Source organism: Streptomyces bambusae (genome assembly GCF_020532645.1).
GTDB classification, from domain to species: Bacteria; Actinomycetota; Actinomycetes; order Streptomycetales; family Streptomycetaceae; genus Streptomyces; species Streptomyces bambusae.
Genome location: NZ_JAJAUZ010000016.1, coordinates 56,456 through 78,053 on the forward strand (window position 1 = coordinate 56,456; position 21,598 = coordinate 78,053).

General features: G+C 73.3%; 22 protein-coding genes. 5 read left to right on the forward strand and 17 right to left on the reverse strand.

Going from position 1 to position 21,598, the window contains the following annotated elements:
* Positions 1 to 325: 325 nt before the first annotated feature.
* Positions 326 to 1,837 (forward strand): FtsW/RodA/SpoVE family cell cycle protein, encoded by a 1,512-nt coding sequence (locus LG634_RS13810; RefSeq protein ID WP_264203104.1) that lies wholly within the window; start codon positions 326 to 328, stop codon positions 1,835 to 1,837.
* On the opposite strand, the gene LG634_RS13815 is transcribed toward LG634_RS13810, so the two are convergent.
* Positions 1,758 to 2,681 carry a polysaccharide deacetylase family protein gene (locus LG634_RS13815; RefSeq protein ID WP_372482421.1) on the reverse strand — a complete coding sequence of 308 codons (924 nt, stop codon included), beginning with the start codon at positions 2,679 to 2,681 and terminating at the stop codon, positions 1,758 to 1,760. The genes LG634_RS13810 and LG634_RS13815 overlap by 80 nt on opposite strands.
* Positions 2,678 to 3,625 carry a polysaccharide deacetylase family protein gene (locus LG634_RS13820; RefSeq protein ID WP_226734077.1) on the reverse strand — a complete coding sequence of 316 codons (948 nt, stop codon included), beginning with the start codon at positions 3,623 to 3,625 and terminating at the stop codon, positions 2,678 to 2,680. Before LG634_RS13820 ends, LG634_RS13815 begins: the two co-directional genes overlap by 4 nt.
* A 100-nt stretch (positions 3,626 to 3,725) precedes the next feature.
* Between LG634_RS13820 and LG634_RS13825 the strand changes: the two genes are divergently transcribed.
* Positions 3,726 to 4,979 (forward strand): class I SAM-dependent methyltransferase, encoded by a 1,254-nt coding sequence (locus tag LG634_RS13825; protein WP_443729010.1) that lies wholly within the window; start codon positions 3,726 to 3,728, stop codon positions 4,977 to 4,979.
* Between the two features lie 285 nt (positions 4,980 to 5,264).
* On the opposite strand, the gene LG634_RS13830 is transcribed toward LG634_RS13825, so the two are convergent.
* Genes LG634_RS13830 through tsaB form a run of 4 tightly spaced genes read right to left on the reverse strand, consistent with a single transcriptional unit; the run spans position 5,265 to position 7,849 of the window.
* Positions 5,265 to 5,531, reverse strand: coding sequence for a hypothetical protein (locus LG634_RS13830; RefSeq protein ID WP_226734078.1), 267 nt, complete (start codon positions 5,529 to 5,531; stop codon positions 5,265 to 5,267).
* The gene (gene tsaD / locus LG634_RS13835; RefSeq protein WP_226734079.1) at positions 5,528 to 6,688 is read right to left on the reverse strand and encodes a tRNA (adenosine(37)-N6)-threonylcarbamoyltransferase complex transferase subunit TsaD; all 1,161 of its coding nucleotides are present in this window, start codon (positions 6,686 to 6,688) and stop codon (positions 5,528 to 5,530) included. The genes LG634_RS13830 and tsaD overlap by 4 nt, the downstream gene beginning before the upstream one ends.
* Positions 6,681 to 7,166, reverse strand: a complete 486-nt coding sequence (rimI, locus tag LG634_RS13840) for a ribosomal protein S18-alanine N-acetyltransferase (protein WP_226734146.1) — start codon at positions 7,164 to 7,166, stop codon at positions 6,681 to 6,683. The genes tsaD and rimI overlap by 8 nt, the downstream gene beginning before the upstream one ends.
* A 20-nt stretch (positions 7,167 to 7,186) precedes the next feature.
* Positions 7,187 to 7,849: a tRNA (adenosine(37)-N6)-threonylcarbamoyltransferase complex dimerization subunit type 1 TsaB gene (gene tsaB / locus LG634_RS13845; protein ID WP_226734080.1), complete on the reverse strand. Its 663-nt coding sequence runs from the start codon at positions 7,847 to 7,849 to the stop codon at positions 7,187 to 7,189.
* 126 nt (positions 7,850 to 7,975) lie between these two features.
* Between tsaB and LG634_RS13850 the strand changes: the two genes are divergently transcribed.
* Positions 7,976 to 8,530: a hypothetical protein gene (locus LG634_RS13850; protein WP_226734081.1), complete on the forward strand. Its 555-nt coding sequence runs from the start codon at positions 7,976 to 7,978 to the stop codon at positions 8,528 to 8,530.
* A 146-nt stretch (positions 8,531 to 8,676) separates the two neighbouring features.
* Here LG634_RS13850 and LG634_RS13855 read toward each other — a convergent pair whose 3' ends face one another.
* From LG634_RS13855 to LG634_RS13890, 8 genes are all read right to left on the reverse strand, one after another.
* Positions 8,677 to 8,892, reverse strand: coding sequence for a hypothetical protein (locus LG634_RS13855; RefSeq protein WP_226734082.1), 216 nt, complete (start codon positions 8,890 to 8,892; stop codon positions 8,677 to 8,679).
* Positions 8,893 to 9,026: 134 nt separating this feature from the next.
* Positions 9,027 to 9,572: a tRNA (adenosine(37)-N6)-threonylcarbamoyltransferase complex ATPase subunit type 1 TsaE gene (gene tsaE / locus LG634_RS13860; RefSeq protein WP_264203094.1), complete on the reverse strand. Its 546-nt coding sequence runs from the start codon at positions 9,570 to 9,572 to the stop codon at positions 9,027 to 9,029.
* A complete protein-coding gene (locus LG634_RS13865) occupies positions 9,541 to 10,716 on the reverse strand; it encodes an alpha/beta fold hydrolase (protein WP_226734083.1) in 1,176 nt (391 codons plus the stop codon). Before LG634_RS13865 ends, tsaE begins: the two co-directional genes overlap by 32 nt.
* Before the next feature lie 75 nt (positions 10,717 to 10,791).
* Positions 10,792 to 11,931 carry an alanine racemase gene (alr, locus tag LG634_RS13870; protein ID WP_226734084.1) on the reverse strand — a complete coding sequence of 380 codons (1,140 nt, stop codon included), beginning with the start codon at positions 11,929 to 11,931 and terminating at the stop codon, positions 10,792 to 10,794.
* Positions 11,932 to 12,087: 156 nt separating this feature from the next.
* The gene (locus tag LG634_RS13875; RefSeq protein WP_226734085.1) at positions 12,088 to 13,518 is read right to left on the reverse strand and encodes an NAD(P)H-hydrate dehydratase; all 1,431 of its coding nucleotides are present in this window, start codon (positions 13,516 to 13,518) and stop codon (positions 12,088 to 12,090) included.
* A 4-nt stretch (positions 13,519 to 13,522) separates the two neighbouring features.
* Complete coding sequence (locus LG634_RS13880) at positions 13,523 to 13,891, reverse strand: holo-ACP synthase (RefSeq protein WP_226734086.1); 369 nt, start codon at positions 13,889 to 13,891, stop codon at positions 13,523 to 13,525.
* Positions 13,892 to 13,942: 51 nt separating this feature from the next.
* Complete coding sequence (gene glmS / locus LG634_RS13885; protein WP_226734087.1) at positions 13,943 to 15,790, reverse strand: glutamine--fructose-6-phosphate transaminase (isomerizing); 1,848 nt, start codon at positions 15,788 to 15,790, stop codon at positions 13,943 to 13,945.
* A gap of 112 nt (positions 15,791 to 15,902) precedes the next feature.
* On the reverse strand, positions 15,903 to 16,640 hold the full coding sequence (locus LG634_RS13890) for a hypothetical protein (protein ID WP_226734088.1): 738 nt from the start codon (positions 16,638 to 16,640) through the stop codon (positions 15,903 to 15,905).
* 298 nt (positions 16,641 to 16,938) lie between these two features.
* On the opposite strand from LG634_RS13890, the gene coaA reads away from it, so the two are divergent.
* Both coaA and LG634_RS13900 read left to right on the forward strand, forming a co-directional pair.
* A complete protein-coding gene (gene coaA / locus LG634_RS13895; RefSeq protein WP_226734089.1) occupies positions 16,939 to 17,934 on the forward strand; it encodes a type I pantothenate kinase in 996 nt (331 codons plus the stop codon).
* Positions 17,935 to 17,957: 23 nt separating this feature from the next.
* Positions 17,958 to 18,923, forward strand: a complete 966-nt coding sequence (locus LG634_RS13900; protein WP_226734090.1) for a DUF389 domain-containing protein — start codon at positions 17,958 to 17,960, stop codon at positions 18,921 to 18,923.
* Between the two features lie 28 nt (positions 18,924 to 18,951).
* Here the strand turns inward: LG634_RS13900 and glmM are convergent, their stop codons facing one another.
* The 3 genes from glmM to rplM form a co-directional block, all read right to left on the reverse strand.
* On the reverse strand, positions 18,952 to 20,310 hold the full coding sequence (gene glmM / locus LG634_RS13905; RefSeq protein WP_226734091.1) for a phosphoglucosamine mutase: 1,359 nt from the start codon (positions 20,308 to 20,310) through the stop codon (positions 18,952 to 18,954).
* Between the two features lie 125 nt (positions 20,311 to 20,435).
* Positions 20,436 to 20,951, reverse strand: coding sequence for a 30S ribosomal protein S9 (gene rpsI, locus LG634_RS13910; protein WP_226734092.1), 516 nt, complete (start codon positions 20,949 to 20,951; stop codon positions 20,436 to 20,438).
* Positions 20,952 to 20,993: 42 nt separating this feature from the next.
* Positions 20,994 to 21,437: a 50S ribosomal protein L13 gene (gene rplM / locus LG634_RS13915; protein ID WP_226734093.1), complete on the reverse strand. Its 444-nt coding sequence runs from the start codon at positions 21,435 to 21,437 to the stop codon at positions 20,994 to 20,996.
* Positions 21,438 to 21,598: the final 161 nt, after the last annotated feature.

Below are 21,598 nucleotides of genomic sequence, written 5' to 3' on the forward strand. Positions count from 1 at the left end.
TCTGAGGTGGCGACCAGGTCGATCCGTCGTCGCGGGTGCCGGACCTGCCCGTCGCTGTGTTGGCACTCACCAGGGGCGAGTGCCAGGCCCGAGACTATTCCGGCGATTAGCACTCGGTCAAGCGGAGTGCCAATTCACGCCCCTCGCGGCCGAGCGGGACCCCCTCCGGGAACCTCGTACCGGACATCAGCGTCCTAGACGATATGAAGATAAAGCGCCTCATTGCAGAGCAGAACGGACCCGGGGCTTCCGGGCGTACCGCCGCACCGTCCGGGCCGGGCCGCCGCTGCGGCGCGTCCGACGGCGGCGGCGTCCCGTGCGCGGACTGACCCTGCACGCCCGGACGGCGGCCGGGGCGCGCCGCCGTACCGAAGCCCTGCTGCTGGCCTTCGTGGTCGTGATCACGGTGGGCGGGCACGCGAGCGTGGGGCTGGCGATGAACGGCGCCCTGCCGCCGAACCTGTCCGGCTTCGCCGTCAGCATGTCCCTGCTGGCCCTGGTCGGGCACCTGGGCGTACGGAGGTTCGCGGCGTACGCGGACCCGCTGATCCTGCCGCTGTCGCTGCTGCTGACCGGGATCGGGCTGGTGCTGCTGGCCCGGCTGGACCAGACGTACACGCAGCAGTTCAAGAACGCGGCGGCGAACGCGCCCGGGCAGCTGCTGTGGACCGTGATCGGTGTGGCGATCTGCCTGGGGATGCTGGCGCTGCTGCGCGACCACCGGCTGCTCCAGCGGTACATCTACCTGACGATGGCCGTGGCACTGGTGCTGCTGATCGCACCCGCCTTCATGCCCGCCGACACGTACGGCGCGAAGCGGTGGATCTACCTGGGCGGGATGTCGCTCCAGCCCGGCGAGTTCGTGAAGATCATGATCGCGGTGTTCTTCGCCGGCTACCTCGTCGTGCACCGGGACTCGCTGGCCCTGACCGGCCGCAGGTTCCTGGGGATGCGGCTGCCGCCGGGCCGCCAGCTCGGGCCGCTCGTGACGGTGTGGGTCATCTCGCTGCTGGTGCTGGTCTTCGAGCGCGACCTAGGCACCTCGCTGATCTTCTTCGGCGTCTTCGTGGTCCTGCTGTACGTGGCGACCGAGCGCACCAGCTGGATCGTGTGCGGTCTGCTCATGGCGGCGGTGGGCGCGTTCGCGGTGGGCTCGACCGAGCCGCACGTGAAGGGGCGCATCGCGGCCTGGCTGGAGCCGATGGCGATCTTCCTGCCGCCGGAGCAGCGGCCGCCCGGCATCGTCTCGGACCAGTCGGCACAGGCCCTGTTCAGCTTCGGCAGCGGCGGGATCACCGGCACCGGACTGGGCCAGGGGCACCCGGAGCTGATCGGCTTCGCGGCCCGCTCGGACTTCATCCTCACCACGGTGGGCGAGGAACTGGGGCTGGCCGGCGTGATGGCCGTCCTGCTGCTCTACGGGCTGCTGGTGCAGCGGGGTCTGCGGATGGCGCTGGGCGCCCGCGACCCGTTCGGCAAGCTGCTCGCGGTGGGGCTGGCCTCGGCGCTGGCGCTCCAGGTGTTCGTGGTCGCGGGCGGGGTCACCGGCCTGATCCCGCTCACCGGCAAGGCGCTGCCGTTCCTGGCGAAGGGCGGCTCGTCCCTGGTGGCCAACTGGATCATGATCGCGCTACTGCTGCGGATCAGCGACAGCGCGGAGCGGCAGCGGGAGGCGGACGCGCGGGCGGCGGATCCGGATCAGGACCGGGGGCCGGACCGGGGGCCGGATCAGGGACCGGATCAGGGTCGGGATCCGGTCACAGGTAGTCCTCCAGCACCCCTATCCGGTAGCCCTGCTCCTGTATCCGGCGGAGCATCCGGGTGGTCATCTCGGTGAGCGTCGCGCCCTTCAGCTCGCTCGGGCCGCGGAAGTGGGCGAGGACGATGTCACCGGGCCGGAGGGCGTCGCCCTCGGCGTAGCGCAGGTCGTTGATCTGCATGGAGGCCCGCCACAGGACCACGGAGGAGAGTCCGCAGTCCTTCGCGGCCCGCAGGGTGTCGTCGTTGTAGTTGCCGAACGGCGGGCGGAGCAGCCTGGGCCGTTCCCCGAAGCGCTTCTGCAGCTGCTCCTGCTGGCCGCATATCTCCGCCTTCTGGGCGGCGTACGGCAGGGTCCGCAGGTTCGGGTGGGTCAGCGAGTGGTTCTGTATCGCGCTGCCCGTGCCCAGGTCGCGGAGCCTGCCGAAGTGGTCGTAGCCGGGGCCGGCGACGCTGTGCGTGAGGAACATGCTGATCGGCAGCCGCAGGTCGGCGGCCATCTTCAGGAACTGCGGGTCGCGTTCGGCGCCGTCGTCGAAGGTGAGGAAGACCGTCTTCTCCCCCGCCGGCACGGGTATCCGGTCCACCACCGGCACCCGGCCGGGCGCGGCCGCGGGCAGGGCCGGCCGGCCGGCCGGCTTCGGCGCGAACTCCAGCGGCCGGTCCAGGCCCCAGGCCTTGTGCGCGCCGGGCCTGGGCGCGGACGGCGAGGGGGAGGCGTGCGGGCGGGCGGCCTTCGGGCCGCCGCCGTCGTTGCCGTTCTTGCCGCCCCTGCCGTCCTGGCCGTCCGTCACGTCGGCCGTGGCCTTGCGTCCCAGCCGCTCGATCGGGTCCACGCTCTGGGCGCAGCCCGTGACCGCGAGGGTGAGCGCGAGTGCGCCGGCCGCCAGCGTCCCTGCCGTCAACCGGCGCGCGTGCTTCACAAGTAGTCCTCCAGGCGGGCCACGGCGTACCCCTTCGCCGTGACGGTCTTCATGACCTGACGGATCATGTCAGGCATCGACCCCTTCCAGTCCTCGCGGCCCCGGAAGTGGGTGAGGACGATGTCGCCGGGGTGCAGGTCGCGGTCCCATTCCCGCCAGTCCATCCGGTCCGGGAAGGCCTCGGAGTTCCACAGCGGCACGGCCTTCACCCCGCAGGACCCGGCGGCGCGCAGGGTGTCGCCGTTGTAGTTGCCGTACGGCGGCCGGAAGAGCGTGGGGCGCTTGCCGAACTGCTTCTGGATGGTGTCCTGCTGGCCGCAGATCTCCTGCCGCTGCTTCTCGTACGAGAGGGCCGGCAGGTAGCGGTGGTTCAGCGTGTGGTTGCTGAGCGTGACGCCGTGGGACTGCATCTTCTTGAAGTACGCGTAGTCGTCGCGCACCAGGTAGTCGCTGAGGAAGGCGCTGTACGGGATCTGGAGCTCCTGCATCATGCGCAGGAACTCGGGGTCCTTCTCGGCGCCGTCGTCGATGGTCAGGAAGACGACCTTGTCCTTGGTGGGGACGGTCGTGAACACCGGTGGCAGCGAGGCCGCGTCCTCGGCGCCGTCGATCTCGAAGCCCTTGCGGGTGGTGAGTTCGGGCTTCTCCTTCGGCGGAGCCGGCGGCTTCAGCGGGACCTGGGCCAGACCCCACCGTTTCACGGCCGCGAGCCGGGCAGCCTCGGCCTGCCGGGCCTTAGCGGCGGCGTCGACGGCGCCCGCCGGGCCGCCGAGGGCCTTGGCGCGGGCGGCCTTGTCGGCCGCGGAGTCCTCGCCGCCGGCGCCGCAGGCCGTGGCGAGGGTGGCGACGAGCAGGGCGGCCAGGGCCGCCGCGCACCGGCTGCGGGCCCGGACGGGCGCCGGGCCGAGGGAAATCTTCTGTCCCTTTTGTCGTACTAGCTGCATGGCGCGGATGCTGCCACCCGGGGGCGCCCCCGCTGCGGCGACACCCTGACGGGAGGCCCGCCGGGCGCACAGCTTCCACCGGCTGGCCGACAATGAGCGGGTGAACGCCGACCCGTACTCCCCCTCCGCGACCGATGCCTTCGCCGCCCTGCGCACCGACGAGGGCCGGAGCCTGCTCGCCGGACTCCGCGACCACGATCCGGCGCAGGAGCTGGCGACCGCGACCCGGCTGCGCCGCGAGCATCCCGCCGCGCTGGTGTCCGCCGCGCTGGGCATGGCCCGGCTGCGGCAGCGCGCCGCCGCGAAGTTCGGCGCGGAGGACGCGTACCGGATGTACTTCACGCCCAACGGGGTCGAGCAAGCGACGCGGGCGTCGGTGGCCGCCTACCGGGCCGGGCGGCTCGCCGCGCTCGGCGTGCGCAGCGTGGCCGACCTGTGCTGCGGGATCGGCGGCGACGCGCTGGCGCTGGCCCGGGCCGGGATCCGGGTGCTGGCCGTGGACCGCGATCCGCTGACGGCCGCGGTGGCGCGGGCCAATGCGGAGGAGCTGGGTCTGGAGGGGCTGATCGAGGTCCGCGAGGCGGATGTCGCGTCGGTGGACACGAGTGGGTACGACGCGGTGTTCCTGGATCCGGCGCGGCGTGGCGGCAGGCAAGGAAGTGCCGCGCGTAGCGCGTCGGTGAGGGGTGGCGGCCGGGCGACGGGCGGGCGCATCTTCGATCCGGAGGCGTATTCGCCGCCGCTGTCCTGGGCGGTTTCCGCCGCCCGTACGGCGAAGTACGCGGCGATCAAGATCGCGCCGGGGATTCCGCACGAGGCGGTGCCGGGCGAGGCCGAGGCGGAGTGGATCTCGGACGGCGGGGACGTGAAGGAGGCCGTGCTGTGGTTCGGGACGGCACCGGGGACGATGCGGGCGACGCTGCTGCCCGCGGGCGACTCGCTGGCCACGGCCTCGCCACTGCCGGATCCCGCGGCGGGGCCGGTGGGACGGTGGCTCTACGAGCCGGACGGGGCGGTGATCCGGGCGCATCTGGTGGCGGAGGTGGCGGCGGCGGTGTCCGGGCGGCTGATCGACCCGACGATCGCGTACGTCACGTCCGACGAGCTGGTGGCCACGCCGTATGCCACGGCGTACGAGATCACTGATGTCATGCCGTTCAACTTGAAGCGGTTGAAGGCGCTGCTCCGGGAGCGGGAGGTCGGCATCCTGACGGTCAAGAAGCGGGGGTCGGCCGTCGAACCGGAGGAGCTCCGCCGCAAGGTCAAACCGCAGGGGCCTCACTCGGCCACGGTCTTCCTCACCCGCGCCGCCGGCGCCCCCACGATGCTCCTGGGCCACCCGGCCCGCGTCTGACCCGGCGGGGCGAATTCCCGCTTCGCCGGCGCCCGAGACCCGGCCGGGCAAAATCCAGCCCCGCCGGCGTTCGAGACCCCGCCGGGCAAAATCCAGCCCCGCCGACGTGCGAGACCCCGCCGGGCAAAATCCAGCCCCGCCGGCGTTTGAGGCGCGGGTCCGGGCGGAGCCCGGGGGACGGCGCAGCCGGACCTGCCTTGGCGCTCCGCCCCAAGCTTCGCCCCCGCCCGGCGGGCAGCCGACCCGAGGAGTCGCGCAGCCCAGCGGGCAGCCGGCCGTGGTGGGTCAGGTGGTTTCGAGGGATTCGAAGCGCCAGCGGTGGGGCGGTCGGGTGATCAGGTCCGGGGCGGGATCCGGCAGCTCCGGAAGCTCGGCGGCGAGCTCCGCCGCCTGCCACCAGGTGATGACCAGCACCCGGTCCTGCGGAGCCCGGAACGTCTCGCGCCGGAGCGGGTCACGCGCCAGGACCTGCGCCCGTGCCCACTCCAGCAGCTCGGCCCCCCGCCCGTCCGCGGCCCGGGCCTCCCACATCAGCGCGACCGTGATCGTCATGAGTACAGGTTGTCCTTGCTCAGCTCGTGCACGTGGTCGTGATCGTGCGCATGCCCGTGCCCGTGCGCATGCCCGTGGCCGTGCCCGTGGCCCGCACCATGCCCGTGCCCGCCGGACCCCGGCACGTGCGGATCGGTCACCGGCAGCGACGAGTCCGCCGACAGGTCCCAGTCCGAAGCCGGCCGGTTGCGGGCGACCATCTCCGCGCCGAGCGCGGCGACCATCGCCCCGTTGTCGGTGCACAGCTTGGGCCGCGGCACGCGCAGGACGATGCCGGCGTCGTCGCACCGTTCCTGCGCCAGCGCCCGCAGCCGCGAGTTCGCCGCGACCCCGCCGCCGATCATCAGGTGGTCGACACCCTCGTCCTTGCAGGCCCGGATCGCCTTGCGGGTCAGGACGTCCACCACGGCCTCCTGGAAGGACGCCGCCACGTCCCGCACCGGCACCTCCTCGCCCGCGTTCCGCTTTGCCTCGATCCACCGCGCCACGGCCGTCTTGAGCCCGGAGAACGAGAAGTCGTACACGGGGTCCTTCGCCCCGGTCAGCCCGCGCGGGAAGTGGATCGCCTTCGGGTCGCCCTCCTTGGCGAGCCGGTCGATCACCGGACCGCCGGGGAACCCGAGGTTCAGCACCCGCGCGATCTTGTCGAACGCCTCGCCCGCCGCGTCGTCGATGGTCGCGCCGAGCGGCCGTACGTCACTGGTGATGTCCGGTGCGAGCAGCAGCGAGGAGTGCCCGCCGGACACCAGCAGGGCCATCGTCGGCTCCGGCAGCGGCCCGTGCTCCAGCTGGTCCACGCAGATGTGCGAGGCGAGGTGGTTGACCCCGTACAGCGGCTTGCCGAGCGCGTACGCGTACGCCTTCGCGGCGGAGGTGCCCACCAGCAGCGCCCCGGCGAGGCCCGGACCGGCCGTCACCGCGATGCCGTCGAGGTCCTTCGCGCTGACCCCGGCCTCCTTCAGGGCCCGCTCGATGGTCGGGACCATCGCCTCCAGGTGCGCGCGGGAGGCGACTTCGGGGACCACGCCGCCGAACCGGGCGTGCTCGTCGACGCTGGACGCGACCGCGTCCGCGAGCAGCGTGGTGCCGCGGACGATGCCGACGCCGGTCTCGTCGCAGGAGGTCTCGATGCCGAGGACGAGGGGTTCGTCAGCCATGGGTCTCAGTTCCTTGTACGGGGCCGGGGGTGCTTGCGGGGTCGGCACGGCGCATCACGAGGGCGTCCACGTTGCCGGGCTGGTAGTAGCCGCGCCGGAAGCCGATCGGCTCGAATCCGAACCGCTCGTAGAGGCGCTGCGCGCGGGTGTTGTCCACCCGCACCTCCAGCAGCACCTCGGCGCACTCGAAGTCGGTGGCGGCCTGGAGGAGGTCGGTGAGCAGCCGGGCGCCGAGCCCGCTGCCCCAGGTGTCGCGGGCGGCCGCGATGGTCTGCACGTCCGCCAGGTCGGCCGAGGCGGCCAGGCCGGCGTAGCCGACGAGCCGGCCGTCGGGGTCCTCCGCGACGACGTAGTGCCGGGCGGCCCGCGGGCCGCGGGCGTGGGCGAGTTCGGACCAGAACATGCCGGCCGACCAGGCGTCCTCGGGGAAGAGGTCGTGCTCCAGTTCCAGCACCGGCTGAATGTCCCACCAGCGCATCTCGCGGAGCTGTACGTCCGTCACCGGGGGGTGACCACCTTGTAGTTCTTGGGCACCTGCGCGTCGGGCCGGCGCAGGTACATCGGCTGCGGCGGCAGGAAGGGGGTGCCGGCGGCCAGCATCTCGGCGGCGAGGCCCGCGAGGGCGGCGGCCGACTGGTGCTCGGGGCCGCGGCCGTCGGTGAAGACGTCCGGGTACAGCAGCGCGCCGGCGCCGACGGCGGGAATGCCGGCGACCTGGTCGGCGATGTCCGCCGGGCGGTCCACGGCGGCGTCGGTGAGGCGGGTGCGCGGGTCGGCGTAGCGGGCCCAGTACACCTCCTTGCGGCGGGCGTCGGTGGCCACGGTGAAGGGGCCTTCGATCCCGGCGTCCTGCGCGGCGTACGCGAGTCCGTCGAGGGTGCACAGTCCGTGGACGGGCACGCCGAGCGCGGAGGCGAAGGCGGCGGCCGTCACGAGACCGACCCGCAGGCCGGTGTAGGGGCCGGGGCCGACGCCGACGACGATGCCGGTCAGCTCGTCGAGGGTGCGGCCGGCCTCGGCGAGCACCTTGTCCACGGCGGGGAGGAGCAGTTCGCCGTGGCGGCGGGCGTCGACCTGGTCCGCCTCGGCGAGGACGGACGTGCCGTCGTGGAGGGCGACGGTGACGGCGGGCGTGGCGGTATCCATTGCGAGCAAGAGCACGCGAACAGCCTACGTCTCCGGGGGCGCGCGCAATGGCGGCCCCGGCGGGCCGGGGCCCGGCTGCTACCGTCAGCCCAGCGGGTCCCAGGGGACCGGCGGAGGGCGACGCGAGAGGCGGGAAACAAGGTGGGACGCAACAGCTCGGGAATCGTGGCCGGGCTTACCGCCGCGGCCCTCGGCGTGGTGGGCTTCCTCGCCTACCAGGCGTCGGCGAGCGCCCCCGAGCGGCCGGCCGAGGCGCAGCCGCCGGCGCAGTCCGTCCCCCGCGTCCCGGCCGGGAAGCCCGCGAAGGGGCAGGTCCCGCAGGTTCCTGCGAACTCGGGCACCGGCGTGCGCGTCGTGTACTCGCTCAGCGCCAAGCAGGTCTGGCTGATCGGCGGGGCGGGCAAGAAGACCCGTACGTTCGCCGTGGTGCCCAGCACGGTGAGCCCGGAGCCCGGCTCGTACCTGGTCGGCTCGCGCACCGGGCGGACCACCGGCTCGGACGGGGTGCCGATCGAGCACGTGGTCCGGTTCACCAGCGTCAAGGGCGTGACCATCGGGTTCAGCGCCCGCGCGGACGGCTCGATGCCGGAGCCCGACACGAGGAAGAAGACCGGCGGCATCCGCATGACGCGCGCCGACGGCGACGCGATGTGGACCTTCGCGACGATCAACTCGAAGATCGTCGTCGTCCCGTAGCGGGGCGCCGCCCGGAGCCTCCCGCCCCGGCCGTCCCTGCCGCCCCTGCCGTCCCGGCCCGGCTCCGAAACGACCCGTACGGGTGACGGACCGCGCGTGACGTGACGTCAGGCGCCCTCCCCCGGCCCGTGTGGGCCGGGGCCGTGTCATGCCGCCTCGGCGCCCGGGGTCCCGTCCTCGGCGGGCAGGGTGCGGGCGGCGGCCCGCGGCGGGGTGGAGACCGCGGTGGCCGCGGCGCACGAGGCCAGCAGGTCGCGGACGGAGACCGCAGAGAGTCCTGCGAGGCCGGACGGGCCGGCCGCCGGACGCACGGGCGGGGCCGCGGGGGCGGCGGGGACTTCAGCGCGCTCTGGTGCCGGCATGGCAACCTCCTGGCCCGGGAAGCCGTACTTAGGTAGACCTAACCAGGTCTCGCTACCATGTGACCACGTCCCGCGCCGCCGGCGCAACAGCTTGCCGACAACTTGTCGGAACCAGGTGCCGGAGCCGGCGGACCCTACGGAATCCGGAGCTCCGCCAGGCCGGCGTCCGCCCAGCGCCCGCCGAGCCCGCGGACCTCGACCGTGCGCACGTCGTCGAGCACCTCCTCGTGCCCGACCGCCCGCGAGATCACCACGTGCAGCCGGTCCTCGGACAGCTCCTCGACCTTGCCATCGCCCCACTCCACGACGACGACCGAGTCCGGCAGCGAGACGTCGAGGTCCAGGTCCTCCATCTCGTCGAGGCCGCCGCCGAGCCGGTACGCGTCCACGTGCACCAGCGGCGGGCCGTCCACCAGCGAGGGGTGCACGCGGGCGATGACGAACGTCGGCGAGGTGACGGCGCCGCGGACGCCCAGGCCCTCGCCGAGGCCGCGGGTCAGGGTCGTCTTGCCGGCGCCCAGCTCGCCGGTCAGCAGGACGAGGTCGCCCGCACGCAGCAGCCCGGCGATCCTCCGCCCGAGGTCCTGCATCCGCTGCGGGGAGTCGACGGTGATCTGCGTGGTGCTCGCGGGGCTCTGCGCGTCGGCCTCAAGGGGCCGGGTGTGCGGTGCTGCTTCCATACCGGCCAACGGTAGCCGCTGCCGCTCCCGCCCCGGCGCGCCCGAGGAGGTCCGCCAGCCGCCCGTTGACCTCCTCGGGACGCTCCAGCATCAGCAGGTGCCCGGCGTCCGGCAGCACGAGGAGGTCGGCGTCCGGCAGCTGCTCGGCGATGGTCACGCCGTGCGCGGCCGGGGTGATCAGGTCCCTGCCGCCGGCCACCACCAGGGTCGGCAGCTGCGCGAACACGGCCAGCTCGGCGGTCTTGTCGTGCTGCTCGAACGCCGGGTAGAACTCGGCGACCACGTCGATCGGGGTGGCCTCGATCAGCCGCTCCGCGAACCGGGCCACCCCCGGGTCCACGTCCCTCGACCCGAACGAGTAGCGCTTGACCATGCCCGCGAACAGGTCCGCGGTGGCCCGGCGGCCGCGCTCGACCAGCTCCGCCTCGGAGCCCAGCGCCCGCAGCACCCCCGGCAGCACCCGGCGCACCAGGCCCATCCCGGCGGCCGGCAGCCCGTACGTGACCTCGCCGAGCCGGCCGCTCGACGTGCCGATGAAGGCCGCGCCGGCCACCCGGTCCCGGACCAGGGCCGGGTCGATCGCACCCAGGGCCATGATCGTCATGCCGCCCATGGAATGGCCGACGAGGATCAGCGGGCCCTCGGGGGCGGCGGCGTCGAGGACGGCCTTCAGGTCGCGGCCGAGGCGCTCGATGGTGACGGGCTCGCCGTCGGCCTGCGCCAGGCCGCGGCCGGAGCGGCCGTGGCTGCGCTGGTCCCAGTAGACGGCCCGGACGGCGCCGCGCAGCGCGGCCCGCTGGAAGTGCCAGGAGTCCTGGGAGAGGCAGTAGCCGTGGCAGAAGACCACGGTGGGGACGACGGGCTCGGGGGCGCGGCGCAGCCGGGGCCGCTTGCCGGGGGCGACCAGGGGCCGCTCCGGCTCGTCCACCTCGTAGTACAGCTCGGTGCCGTCGTCGGCGCGGACGGTCCCCGGGGTGCCGCGCAGCGAGCCGTACGGGCCGGCCGCGTCGAGGGCGAGGCGGGCCTTCTTGCGTATGCCGCGGCCCACGGTGACGCGTTCCACCGCGACGCCCGCGGCCGCGCCGGCGGCGAGGACGCCGATCGCGGCACCGGCCCAGCCGGCCTTGCGCCAGTTCTCGCTCACGGCACCTCACTCGCTGCGGGGTCGGGTGTCACGTACGGGGCCCGGCCGGACGGTACGGGACCGGCGGTACGGGCGTCACGCGTTCAGGTGGACGCGGGGCACCCGGCTGCCGATGCGGGTCACGATCTCGTACGCGATGGTGCCGGCGGCCTGCGCCCAGTCCTCGGCGGTGGGCTCGCCGGCGTCGCCGGGGCCGAACAGCACGGCCTCGTCGCCGGTGCGGACCGGGTCGGTGCCGATGTCGACGACGAACTGGTCCATGGCGACCCGGCCGGCCACCGTGCGGACCTTGCCGCCGACGAGGACCGGGCCGCGGCCGGAGGCGTGCCGGGGGATGCCGTCCGCGTAGCCGGCGGGGATCAGGGCGAGGCCGGTGGCGGCGTCCGTCACGTAGTGGTGGCCGTAGCTGACGCCGTGGCCCGGCGGCACTTCCTTGACCAGAGCGACCGCGGCGCGGAGCGTCATCGCGGGGCGCAGGCCGAGCTGGGCGGGGGTGCCGAGTTCGGGGGCCGGGGAGACGCCGTAGATGCCGATGCCGGTGCGGACGAGGTCGAAGTGGGTCTCGGGGAGGGTGAGGGTGGCCGGGGTGTTGGCGATGTGCCGGACCTCGGGGTCCAGGCCCTCCTTCTCGGCGTAGCCGGTCATCTCGCGGAAGACGGCGAGCTGCGCGGCGATGGAGGGGTGGCCGGGCTCGTCGGCGCAGGCGAAGTGCGACCACAGGCCGGTGACCTGCACGGTGCCCTCGGCCTGGGCGGCGACGGCCGCGCCGACCAGGGCGGGCCAGTCGGCGGGCTGGCAGCCGTTGCGGCCGAGGCCGGTGTCGGCCTTGAGCTGGATGCGGGCGGGGCGGCCGGCGGCCCGGGCCGCGGCGCGTACCTCGTCGAGGGCCCACATGCCGCTGATGCCGACGTCGATGCCCTCGTCGACGGCGCGGCGCCAGGGGCCGCCGGGGGTCCACAGCCAGCACATGATGCGGGCGTCGATGCCGGCGTCCCGGAGGGCGAAGGCCTCTTCGGGGGTGGCGGTGCCGAGCCATCGGGCGCCGGCCTGGAGGGCGGCGCGGGCGCACGGGACCGCGCCGTGTCCGTAGGCGTCGGACTTCACCACCGCCATGAGCTGCGAACGGGGGGCGCGGTCGCGCAGGGCGCGTACGTTGTGGCGTACGGCGGCCAGGTCGATCTCGGCGCGTACGCGCGGCAGCGGTGTCTCGTTCATCCCCCCCAGTCTCTCAGTCCCCGTCCCCTCCCCGGTGCTCCGCCCCGAACCCCGCGCCTCGATCGCCGGCGAGGCCCAGGATCGGGGCTCCGCCCCGGCCCCCGGTCCTCAAACGCCGGACGGGCCGGAAGCCCCGGGGGCGGAGCGCCCGCCGGCTCAGGCGGCGAAGGTTTCGCGCCAGGCGGCGGGGAGTGCGAGGGCGACCTCGTGCGCCGTGGCAGGGGCCCCGCGGGCCGCAAGACGGCCGGCCAGGCCGTGCAGGTAGGCCGCGACGGACCCGGCATCCAGCGCAGGCAGGCCCGCGGCTAGCAGAGCCCCCGCAAGACCGGACAGCACGTCCCCGCTGCCCGCGGTGGCCAGCCACGAAGACCCCGTCGCATTCACCCGCACCGCCCCCGCCCCCGCCCCGCACACCAAGGTCGTGGCCCCCTTCAGCAGCACGGTCGCCCCGAACCGCCCCGCCAGCTCCCGCACCGCGGACAGCCGCCCCGCCTCGACCTCCGCCCGCGGCACCCCCAGCAGCGCCGCCGCCTCCCCCGCATGCGGCGTCAGCAGCGTCGGCGCCGACCGCGCCCGCAGCGCCGAGGGATCCAGCCCCCGAAGCCCGTCGGCATCGATCAGCAGCGGTACGTCCGCCTCCAGCAGCTCCGCGACCTCGCCGCGCCCCTCCCCCAGCCCCGGCCCGACCACCCACGCCTGCACCCGCCCCGCCTTCGCCGGCGGCCCCCCGTGCACCAGTGCCTCGGGGTACCGTGCCAGCACCTCGTCCCCGGCCGTGCCCACGTACCGCACCGCCCCCGCACCCCCGCGCACCGCCCCCGCGACCGCGAGCACCGCCGCCCCGGGATACCGGGCCGACCCCGCGGCCACCCCCACCACCCCGCGCCGGTACTTGTCACTCGCCGAAGACGGCACCGGCAGCCGTGCCGCCACGTCCGCGTGCTGCAACGCCTCCAGCACCGGCGGCTCCGGAAGCGACAGCCCGATGTCCACCAGCCGCAGCGCCCCCGCGTGCCCGGCCCCCGGGTCGATCAGCAGCCCCGGCTTGTACGCGCCGAACACCACCGTCGCGTCCGCCGTCACCACCGGCCCGGCCGCCTCGCCGGTGTCCGCGTCCACCCCGCTCGGCAGGTCCACCGCGACCACCCGCGCCCCGGCCGCCCGGGCCGCCGCCGCCTGCGCGGCGAGTTCCGCCGCCGCCGGCCGCAGCCCGCCGCGGCCCCCGATGCCCAGCAGCCCGTCGACCACCAGGTCCACCCGGCCGGCCGGCAGCCGTTCGCCCACCCGCCCGCCGGCGGCCCGCAGTGCCCGCAGCCCGCCCGGATGCATCCGGTCCGGGTCCATCGGCACGGCCGTCACCCCGGCCCCCCGCCGGGCCAGCCGCGCCCCCGCGTACAGGGCGTCGCCCCCGTTGTCCCCGGGCCCCACGAGCAGCACCACCCGGGCCCCGTAGACCCGGCCGAGCAGCCCGGCGCAGGCGGCGGCCAGCCCGGCCGCGGCCCGCTGCATCAGGGCGCCCTCGGGCAGCTGCGCCATCAGTTCGGCCTCGGCGGCCCGTACGGTCTCCACGCTCTGGGCAGTACGCATGCGCTCAGCCTTCCGCGATCACCACCGCCGACGCCACCCCGGCGTCGTGGCTCAGCGAGATGTGCCAGGACCGCACGCCCAGCGCCGCCGCCCGGTCCGCCACCGTGCCGGACACCCGCAGCCGCGGCTGCCCGCTGTCCTCGACGTACACCTCGGCGTCCGTCCACAGCAGCCCGGCCGGCGCGCCGAGCGCCTTCGCCAGCGCTTCCTTGGCCGCGAACCGGGCGGCGAGCGAGGCGATACCGCGCCGCTCGCCGCTCGGCAGGAGCAGTTCGGCGTCGACGAACAGCCGCTTCGCCATGCCGGGCGTGCGCTCCAGCGCGGCCTCGAACCGGTCGATCTCGGCGACGTCGATACCCACTCCGATGATCACTTCGCTGACACCCCTCGCTCGTCCACGGCCTGCCGGCCCACGCCCCGCGGGCTACTCCACGGTCACCGACTTCGCGAGGTTACGCGGCTGGTCGACCTCGTTGCCGCGCGCCGTGGCCAGCTCGCACGCGAACACCTGCAACGGCACCGTCGCCACCAGCGGCTGGAGCAGGGTGGGCGTGGCCGGGATCCGGATCAGGTGGTCGGCGTACGGGACCACCGCCTCGTCGCCGGTCTCCGCGATCACGATGGTGCGCGCCCCGCGGGCCCGGATCTCCTGGATGTTCGACACGATCTTGTCGTGCAGCACCGACCGGCCGCGCGGCGACGGCACGACCACCACCACGGGCAGGTCGTCCTCGATCAGCGCGATCGGCCCGTGCTTCAGCTCGCCCGCCGCGAACCCCTCGGCGTGCATGTACGCGAGCTCCTTCAGCTTGAGCGCGCCCTCCAGGGCCACCGGGTAGCCCACGTGCCGGCCGAGGAACAGCACGGTGTCCTTGTGCGCCAGGGACCGCGCCAGCTCCCGCACCGGCTCCATGGTCTCCAGGACCACGTCCACGGCCGCCGCGATGTCGGACAGCTCGCGGATCACCGCGAGGATCTCGTCGCCCCACTTGGTGCCGCGGACCTGCCCCAGGTAGAGGGCCACCAGGTAGCAGGCGACCAGCTGGGTCAGGAAGGCCTTGGTGGAGGCGACCGCCACCTCCGGACCGGCGTGCGTGTAGAGCACGGCGTCCGACTCGCGCGGGATGGTGGATCCGTTCGTGTTGCAGACCGCGAGCACCCGGGCGCCCTGCTCGCGGGCGTGCCGCAGCGCCATGAGGGTGTCCATCGTCTCGCCGGACTGCGAGATCGCGATGACGAGGGTGCGCTGGTCGAGGATCGGGTCGCGGTAGCGGAACTCGCTGGCCAGCTCGGTCTCGCAGGGGATCCGCGTCCAGTGCTCGATGGCCAGCTTGGCGATCATCCCGGCGTGGTACGCGGTCCCGCAGGCCACGATGACGACCTTGTCGACCTCGCGCAGCACCGCGTCGGGGATCCGGACCTCGTCGAGGGTCAGCAGCCCGCTGCCGTCGATCCGGCCGAGCAGCGTGTCGGCGACCGCCTTGGGCTGCTCGGCGATCTCCTTCAGCATGAAGTAGTCGTAGCCGCCCTTCTCGGCCGCCGACGCGTCCCAGTCCACGTGGTAGGCCCGCACCTCGGCCGGCGCGCCGAAGAAGTCGGTGACCGTCACCCCGTCCCGGCGCAGCTCCACGACCTGGTCCTGGCCGAGTTCGAGCGCGGACCGGGTGTGGGCGATGAACGCGGCGACGTCGGAGGCGAGGAACGCCTCGCCCTCGCCGACGCCCACCACCAGCGGCGAGTTCCGGCGGGCCCCGACGACCGTGTCCGGCTCGTCGGCGTGTACGGCCACCAGGGTGAACGCGCCGTCCAGGCGCCGGCAGACCTGCCGCATGGCCTCGGCGAGGTCCCCCGTGGAGGAGAACGCCTCGGCGAGCAGGTGCGAGACCACCTCGGTGTCGGTGTCGGAGTCCAGCCGGTGCCCGCGCCCGGCCAGTTCGTCGCGCAGGGCCGCGAAGTTCTCGATGATGCCGTTGTGGACGACGGCGACCCGGCCCGCGTTGTCGAGGTGGGGGTGGGCGTTGGCGTCGGTGGGCCCGCCGTGGGTGGCCCAGCGGGTGTGCCCGATCCCGGTGGAGCCGGTCGGCAACGGCCGTCCCACCAGCTCCTTTTCGAGGTTGACGAGTTTGCCGGCCTTCTTGGCGGCGGCGAGTCCGCCGTCCGCGAGCACGGCCACGCCGGCCGAGTCGTAGCCCCGGTACTCCAGTCGCTTCAGCCCGGCGATGACCACATCGAGCGCAGACTGCGCTCCTACGTAACCCACGATTCCGCACATGGGCGGCAGGGTACGCCCGTACCGCCCGGCCGCAAGGGATGCGGACACGCCGAAAACCCCGCCCCGGCACGGCTGCCGGAGCGGGGTTGCCGCCCGTTCGGGTGAAAGCGCGTCAGCCGAGCTTCTTGGCCTGCGCCTCGATGACCTTGGCCGGCAGCTCCTTGACGGCACCGCCGAGGCTGAACGTGAAGAAGCTGGACAGCGTGCCGCCCTGACGGGTCACGGCGACGTTGTACACGATCGTCATGCCCTCGCCGTCCACGGTGATTTCGAAGGCGGTGGCCTCCTCGCCGGCGGTGAGCGGCAGCGGCGCCACCTTCGTGATCTTCGACTTCTCGCCGTCCTGCGTCACGGTGAACCCGCCGGCGCAGTCCGTACCCGCCTTCTTGACGGCGGCGAGCTGCTCGGCCGCCGCGCCGCCCGCGTACGAGCCGAGGACCACGCGGGTCGCGGGCGACTTCAGCGCGTTCAGGCCGGCCAGCGCCTTCTGCTCCGGGGTCTGGGCCTTGCCGCCTTCGGCCGGGATCAGCACGGCGGAGCGCATGACCTTCGCGGCCGGGCTGCCCAGCGGCCCGCTGACGGCGTCGGCGAGCGCCTGGCACTCGGTCTTGTCGGAGGCGGCCTTGCCGGCGGCGGCGAGCTTGCCCGACGGGTTCTTCTCGACCTTGTACTCCGGCAGGTCGGCCTGCTCGACGGCCGCCTTCTCCAGCTCGGCGGCGGTGAGGACCTTGGCGGGCGCGCTGCTCGCGGCACCCTTGTCCGCGGCCTTGCCGTCCTTCTTCTCCTCCGCCTTGTCGGAGGAGCCGCAGGCCGAGACGAGCAGGGCCAGCGACACGGCGGAGACGGTCATCGCACCACGGCGAACAAAAGCAGAGCGCACGGAAGGATCCCCCGGTGAGAAAGCGAAAACAGCAGGACCCCGGCGACCGGGGCCGACAGAAAACCTACGGCCGGCGCGCCCGGGCCCTCCACCCAATATCAAGATCGTTGCGCGCGTGAGACCGGGCCAGTCCCCAATCGAGACCAAGATCAGCACAACCCCCCGGCCCTTCACCGGCCCTCCACACCGCGGCCACGGACCGGCCCGCACAGGGCCACGTGACCGACCCCACGGCCCACAACCACCCGCAGGCGACGACAATGGCGTTGTGATCACTTCGCCGCCACGAAGCGGAACCGACCGGCGCCGGACCGAGGCGTCGCCGTACGTAGACCTCACCCGGGCCGAGTGGAGCGCGCTGCGCGAGCGCACCCCGCTGCCGCTGACCGCCGAGGAGGTCGAGCGCCTCCGGGGACTCGGGGACGTCATCGACCTCGACGAGGTCCGCGACGTCTACCTGCCGCTCTCCCGCCTGCTCAACCTGTACGTCGGCGCGACGAGCAACCTGCGCGGCGCCCTCAACACCTTCCTCGGGGACGCCGGGAACGGGCACGGTGCCCAGCGCGGCACCCCGTTCGTCATAGGTGTCGCCGGCAGCGTGGCCGTGGGCAAGTCCACCGTCGCACGCCTCCTCCAGGCCCTGCTCGCCCGCTGGCCCGAGCACCCGCGCGTCGAACTGGTCACCACCGACGGGTTCCTGTACCCGATGCAGGAGCTGCGCGAGCGCGGCCTGACGTCCCGCAAGGGCTTCCCCGAGTCGTACGACCGGCGCGCACTGACCCGGTTCGTGGCCGACATCAAGGCGGGCAAGGACGAGGTCACCGCGCCCGTCTACTCGCACCTGATCTACGACATCGTGCCCGGCGAGCGGCTGGTCGTGCGCCGCCCGGACATCCTCATCGTCGAGGGCCTGAACGTGCTCCAGCCGGCCCTGCCCGGCAAGGACGGCCGCACCCGGGTCGGCCTCGCCGACTTCTTCGACTTCAGCGTGTACGTCGACGCCCGGGCCGAGGACATCGAGCGCTGGTACCTCAACCGGTTCGCCAAGCTCCGCGAGACCGCGTTCCAGAATCCTTTCTCCTACTTCCGGAAGTACACCCAGGTCTCCGAGGAGGAGGCGATGGACTACGCCCGCACGATGTGGCGCACCATCAACCGCCCCAACCTCCTGGAGAACGTGGCCCCCACCCGCGGCCGCGCCAACCTGATCATCCGCAAGGGGCCCGACCACAAGGTGCAGCGGCTCAGCCTCCGCAAGCTCTAGGGCCGTGTGGTTAGGGTGCGGGCATGCTGCACCTGCGGATCATCAGTCCGGCCGATCGCACCGAGGCCGTCCTCGCGGCCATCGGCGCGACGGTCGGGACCACCCATCTGGCCGTCCTGCCCGGGGCGGCCCGCGAGCCGCACGGCGACCTGGTCCTGTGCGACGTGGCCCGCGAGGCCGGTGACGAGCTCCTGAACGAGCTGCGGGCGCTCGGCATCGACCGGGACGGCTCGGTCGCGGTCGAGAACATCGACCTGTCCCTGTCGGCACGCGCCGACCGGGCCGAGGAGGAGGCCCCCGGCGAGGCCGCCGACGCGGTGATCTGGGAGCAGTTGTCGGAGGCCACCCACGAGGAGTCCACCCTCACCATCACCTACGCCGCCTTCATGATCGTCGCCACGATGATCGCGGCCTGCGGTGTGGCCCTCGACAACGCCATCCTGATCGTGGGCGCGATGGCGGTGGGCCCGGAGTTCGGGCCACTGGCCGGCATCTGCACCGGACTGGTGCAGCGCGCGCCGCGGCTGGCGCTGCGTTCGCTGGTCGCCCTGCTGATCGGGTTCGCCGCGGCGATCGTGGGGACCACGGTGTTCAGCCTGGTGATGGACGCGCTCGGGATGTTCGAGCCGGGGATGCTCGACGCGGCGCGGCCGAACACCAGCTTCATCTGGCAGCCCGACCCGTTCTCGTTCGTGGTGGCGCTGCTGGCCGGCGTGGCCGGGGTGCTGTCGCTGACCTCCGCGAAGGCCGGCGCGCTGGTGGGCGTGGCGATCTCGGTGACCACGATCCCGGCCGCCGCCAACGCGGCGCTCGCCCTCAGCTACGGCGACCTGGCGCAGATGTGGGGCTCGGCCGAGCAGCTGATGCTGAACCTGCTCGGCATCATCCTGGCCGGCTGCCTGACCCTCGTCGGCTGGAAACTGCTGTGGCGCACCCAGCAGGGCCGGATGAGCCGGCGGCCGGGTGCGCCACGAGGCACACGGAAGTGAGGGTCAGGCAGGATCCGGAAGAGACGGCCTAGCCGAGCGCGGACTTGACGGCGTCGGCCAGGCGGCCGGCGACGGCGTGCGCCTGCTCGATGTCGGCGGCCTCGACCATCACGCGGACCAGCGGCTCGGTGCCCGACGGGCGCAGCAGGACGCGGCCGGTGGAGCCCAGTTCCCGCTCGGCCTCGGCGACGGCGGCGGCCAGCTCGCCGGAGGTGGTGACGCGGGACTTGTCGACGTCCGGCACGTTGATCAGGATCTGCGGCAGCCGGTTCATGACGGCCGCCAGCTCGGCGAGGGTGCTGCCGGTCGCGGCCACCCGGGCGGCGAGCATCAGACCGGTCAGGGTGCCGTCGCCGGTGGTCGCGTGGTCGAGGATGATCACGTGGCCGGACTGCTCGCCGCCGAGGGCGTAGCCGTGCTCCTTCATCGACTCCAGCACGTAGCGGTCGCCGACGCCGGTCTGGACGAGGGAGATGCCGCGCTCCTCCATGGCCAGCTTGAAACCGAGGTTCGACATCACGGTCGCGACGACGGTGTCGCCGCGCAGGGTGCCGGCCTCGCGCATGGCGAGCGCCAGCACGGTGAGGATCTGGTCGCCGTCGATCTCGTTGCCGAAGGCGTCCACGGCCAGGCAGCGGTCGGCGTCGCCGTCGTGGGCGATGCCCAGGTCGGCGCCGTGCTCGACGACGGCCGCCTTGAGCAGGCCCAGGTGGGTGGAGCCGCAGCCGTCGTTGATGTTCAGGCCGTCCGGCTCGGCGCCGATGGTGACGACCTCGGCCCCGGCCCGGGCGAACGCCTCGGGGGACACGAACGCGGCCGCGCCGTGCGCCTCGTCCAGGACGACCTTCAGGCCGTCGAGGCGGTTGGGCAGGGCGCCGATCAGGTGGGCGACGTACTTCTCGAAGCCCTCGGTGTAGTCGGAGACCCGGCCCACGCCGGCGCCGGTCGGGCGGTCCCAGGGGGCACCGGTGCGGTGCTCCTCGTAGACGGCCTCGATCTTGTCCTCGAGGTCGTCGGCGAGCTTGTGGCCGCCGCGGGCGAAGAACTTGATGCCGTTGTCCGGCATGGCGTTGTGGCTCGCGGAGAGCATGACGCCGAGGTCGGCGCCCAGCACACCGGTGAGATACGCCACCGCGGGGGTGGGCAGCACACCGACACGCAGAACGTCCACGCCGGCACTCGCGAGGCCGGCCACCACGGCCGCTTCCAGGAACTCGCCGGAGGCGCGGGGGTCGCGGCCGACCACGGCGGTCGGGCGGTGCCCTTCGAAGGTGCCCGCCTCGGCGAGCACGTGTGCGGCCGCCACGGACAGGCCGAGAGCGAGCTCAGCCGTCAGATCCGCGTTCGCGACGCCGCGTACACCGTCCGTACCGAAGAGTCGTCCCACTGTTGTCCTCCGAGTTACCGAGTTCTGGTGCTTTCAGATATACGTCGCTTGTGGCGATAAACGAACCGCCCCGGCAGCACAGAGTGTGCCGCCGGGGCGGATTCGTGCAGAGCAGCAGGCGGAGATTAGCGCTTGCTGTACTGCGGAGCCTTGCGGGCCTTCTTGAGACCGGCCTTCTTGCGCTCGACCGCACGGTCGTCGCGGGAGAGGAAGCCGGCCTTCTTCAGCGGGCCGCGGTTGTTCTCCACGTCCGCCTCGTTGAGGGCGCGGGCCACGCCGAGGCGCAGAGCGCCGGCCTGACCGGAGACGCCGCCACCCGCGATGCGGGCGATGACGTCGTAGCGGCCGTCAAGCTCGAGCACCTTGAAGGGCTCGTTGACTTCCTGCTGGTGCACCTTGTTCGGGAAGTAGTCCTCGAGGGTGCGACCGTTGATCTTCCACTTGCCGGTGCCCGGAACGATCCGGACGCGGGCGATGGCGTTCTTGCGACGGCCCAGGCCGGCGGCCGGCTGCGGGTCGCCGAAGCGCGAGGCGAGGGACTCGGAGGTGTAGTCACCCTCCGGGGCCTCGGACTCGAAGGTGGTCACAGCGTCGTAGGTCTCGTCGCCCTCGATGGGGGTCTCGACGGTGGTCTCGGCCACGATTCTCCTCAGAATTCTCTACGTCTTAGGGGGTGGCCGGAATTACTGCGCGACCTGGGTGATCTCGAACGGCACCGGCTGCTGGGCAGCGTGGGGGTGCTGGTCGCCCGAGTAGACCTTCAGCTTCGAGAGCATCTGACGGCCCAGGGAGTTCTTCGGGAGCATGCCCTTGACGGCCTTCTCGACGGCCTTCTCCGGGTTGTTCGTCAGCAGGTCGTCGTAACGGACGCTGCGGAGACCGCCCGGGAAGCCGGAGTGGCGGTACGCCATCTTCTGCTCGCGCTTGTTGCCGGACAGGTGGACCTTGTCGGCGTTGACGATGATGACGAAGTCGCCCATGTCCATGTGAGGCGCATAGGTCGGCTTGTGCTTGCCGCGCAGGAGGGCAGCGGCCTGGGTCGCCAGACGGCCGAGGACGACGTCCTGGGCGTCAATGACGAGCCACTGGCGCGAGATGTCGCCGGGCTTGGGGCTGAACGTACGCACGCGTATGCCTTCGCTTCTTCAGTGGTGGGTCATCCCAGAGGGCGCTAGCCCCACGGGACGGGTCCTGACAGGGTCACCACGGACGATCACGACAGCCTTCGTTCGCATCGGGGACGCAACCCTTGCGAACGGTTCGAACTGCTGGTCATCGGTCCGGTGGA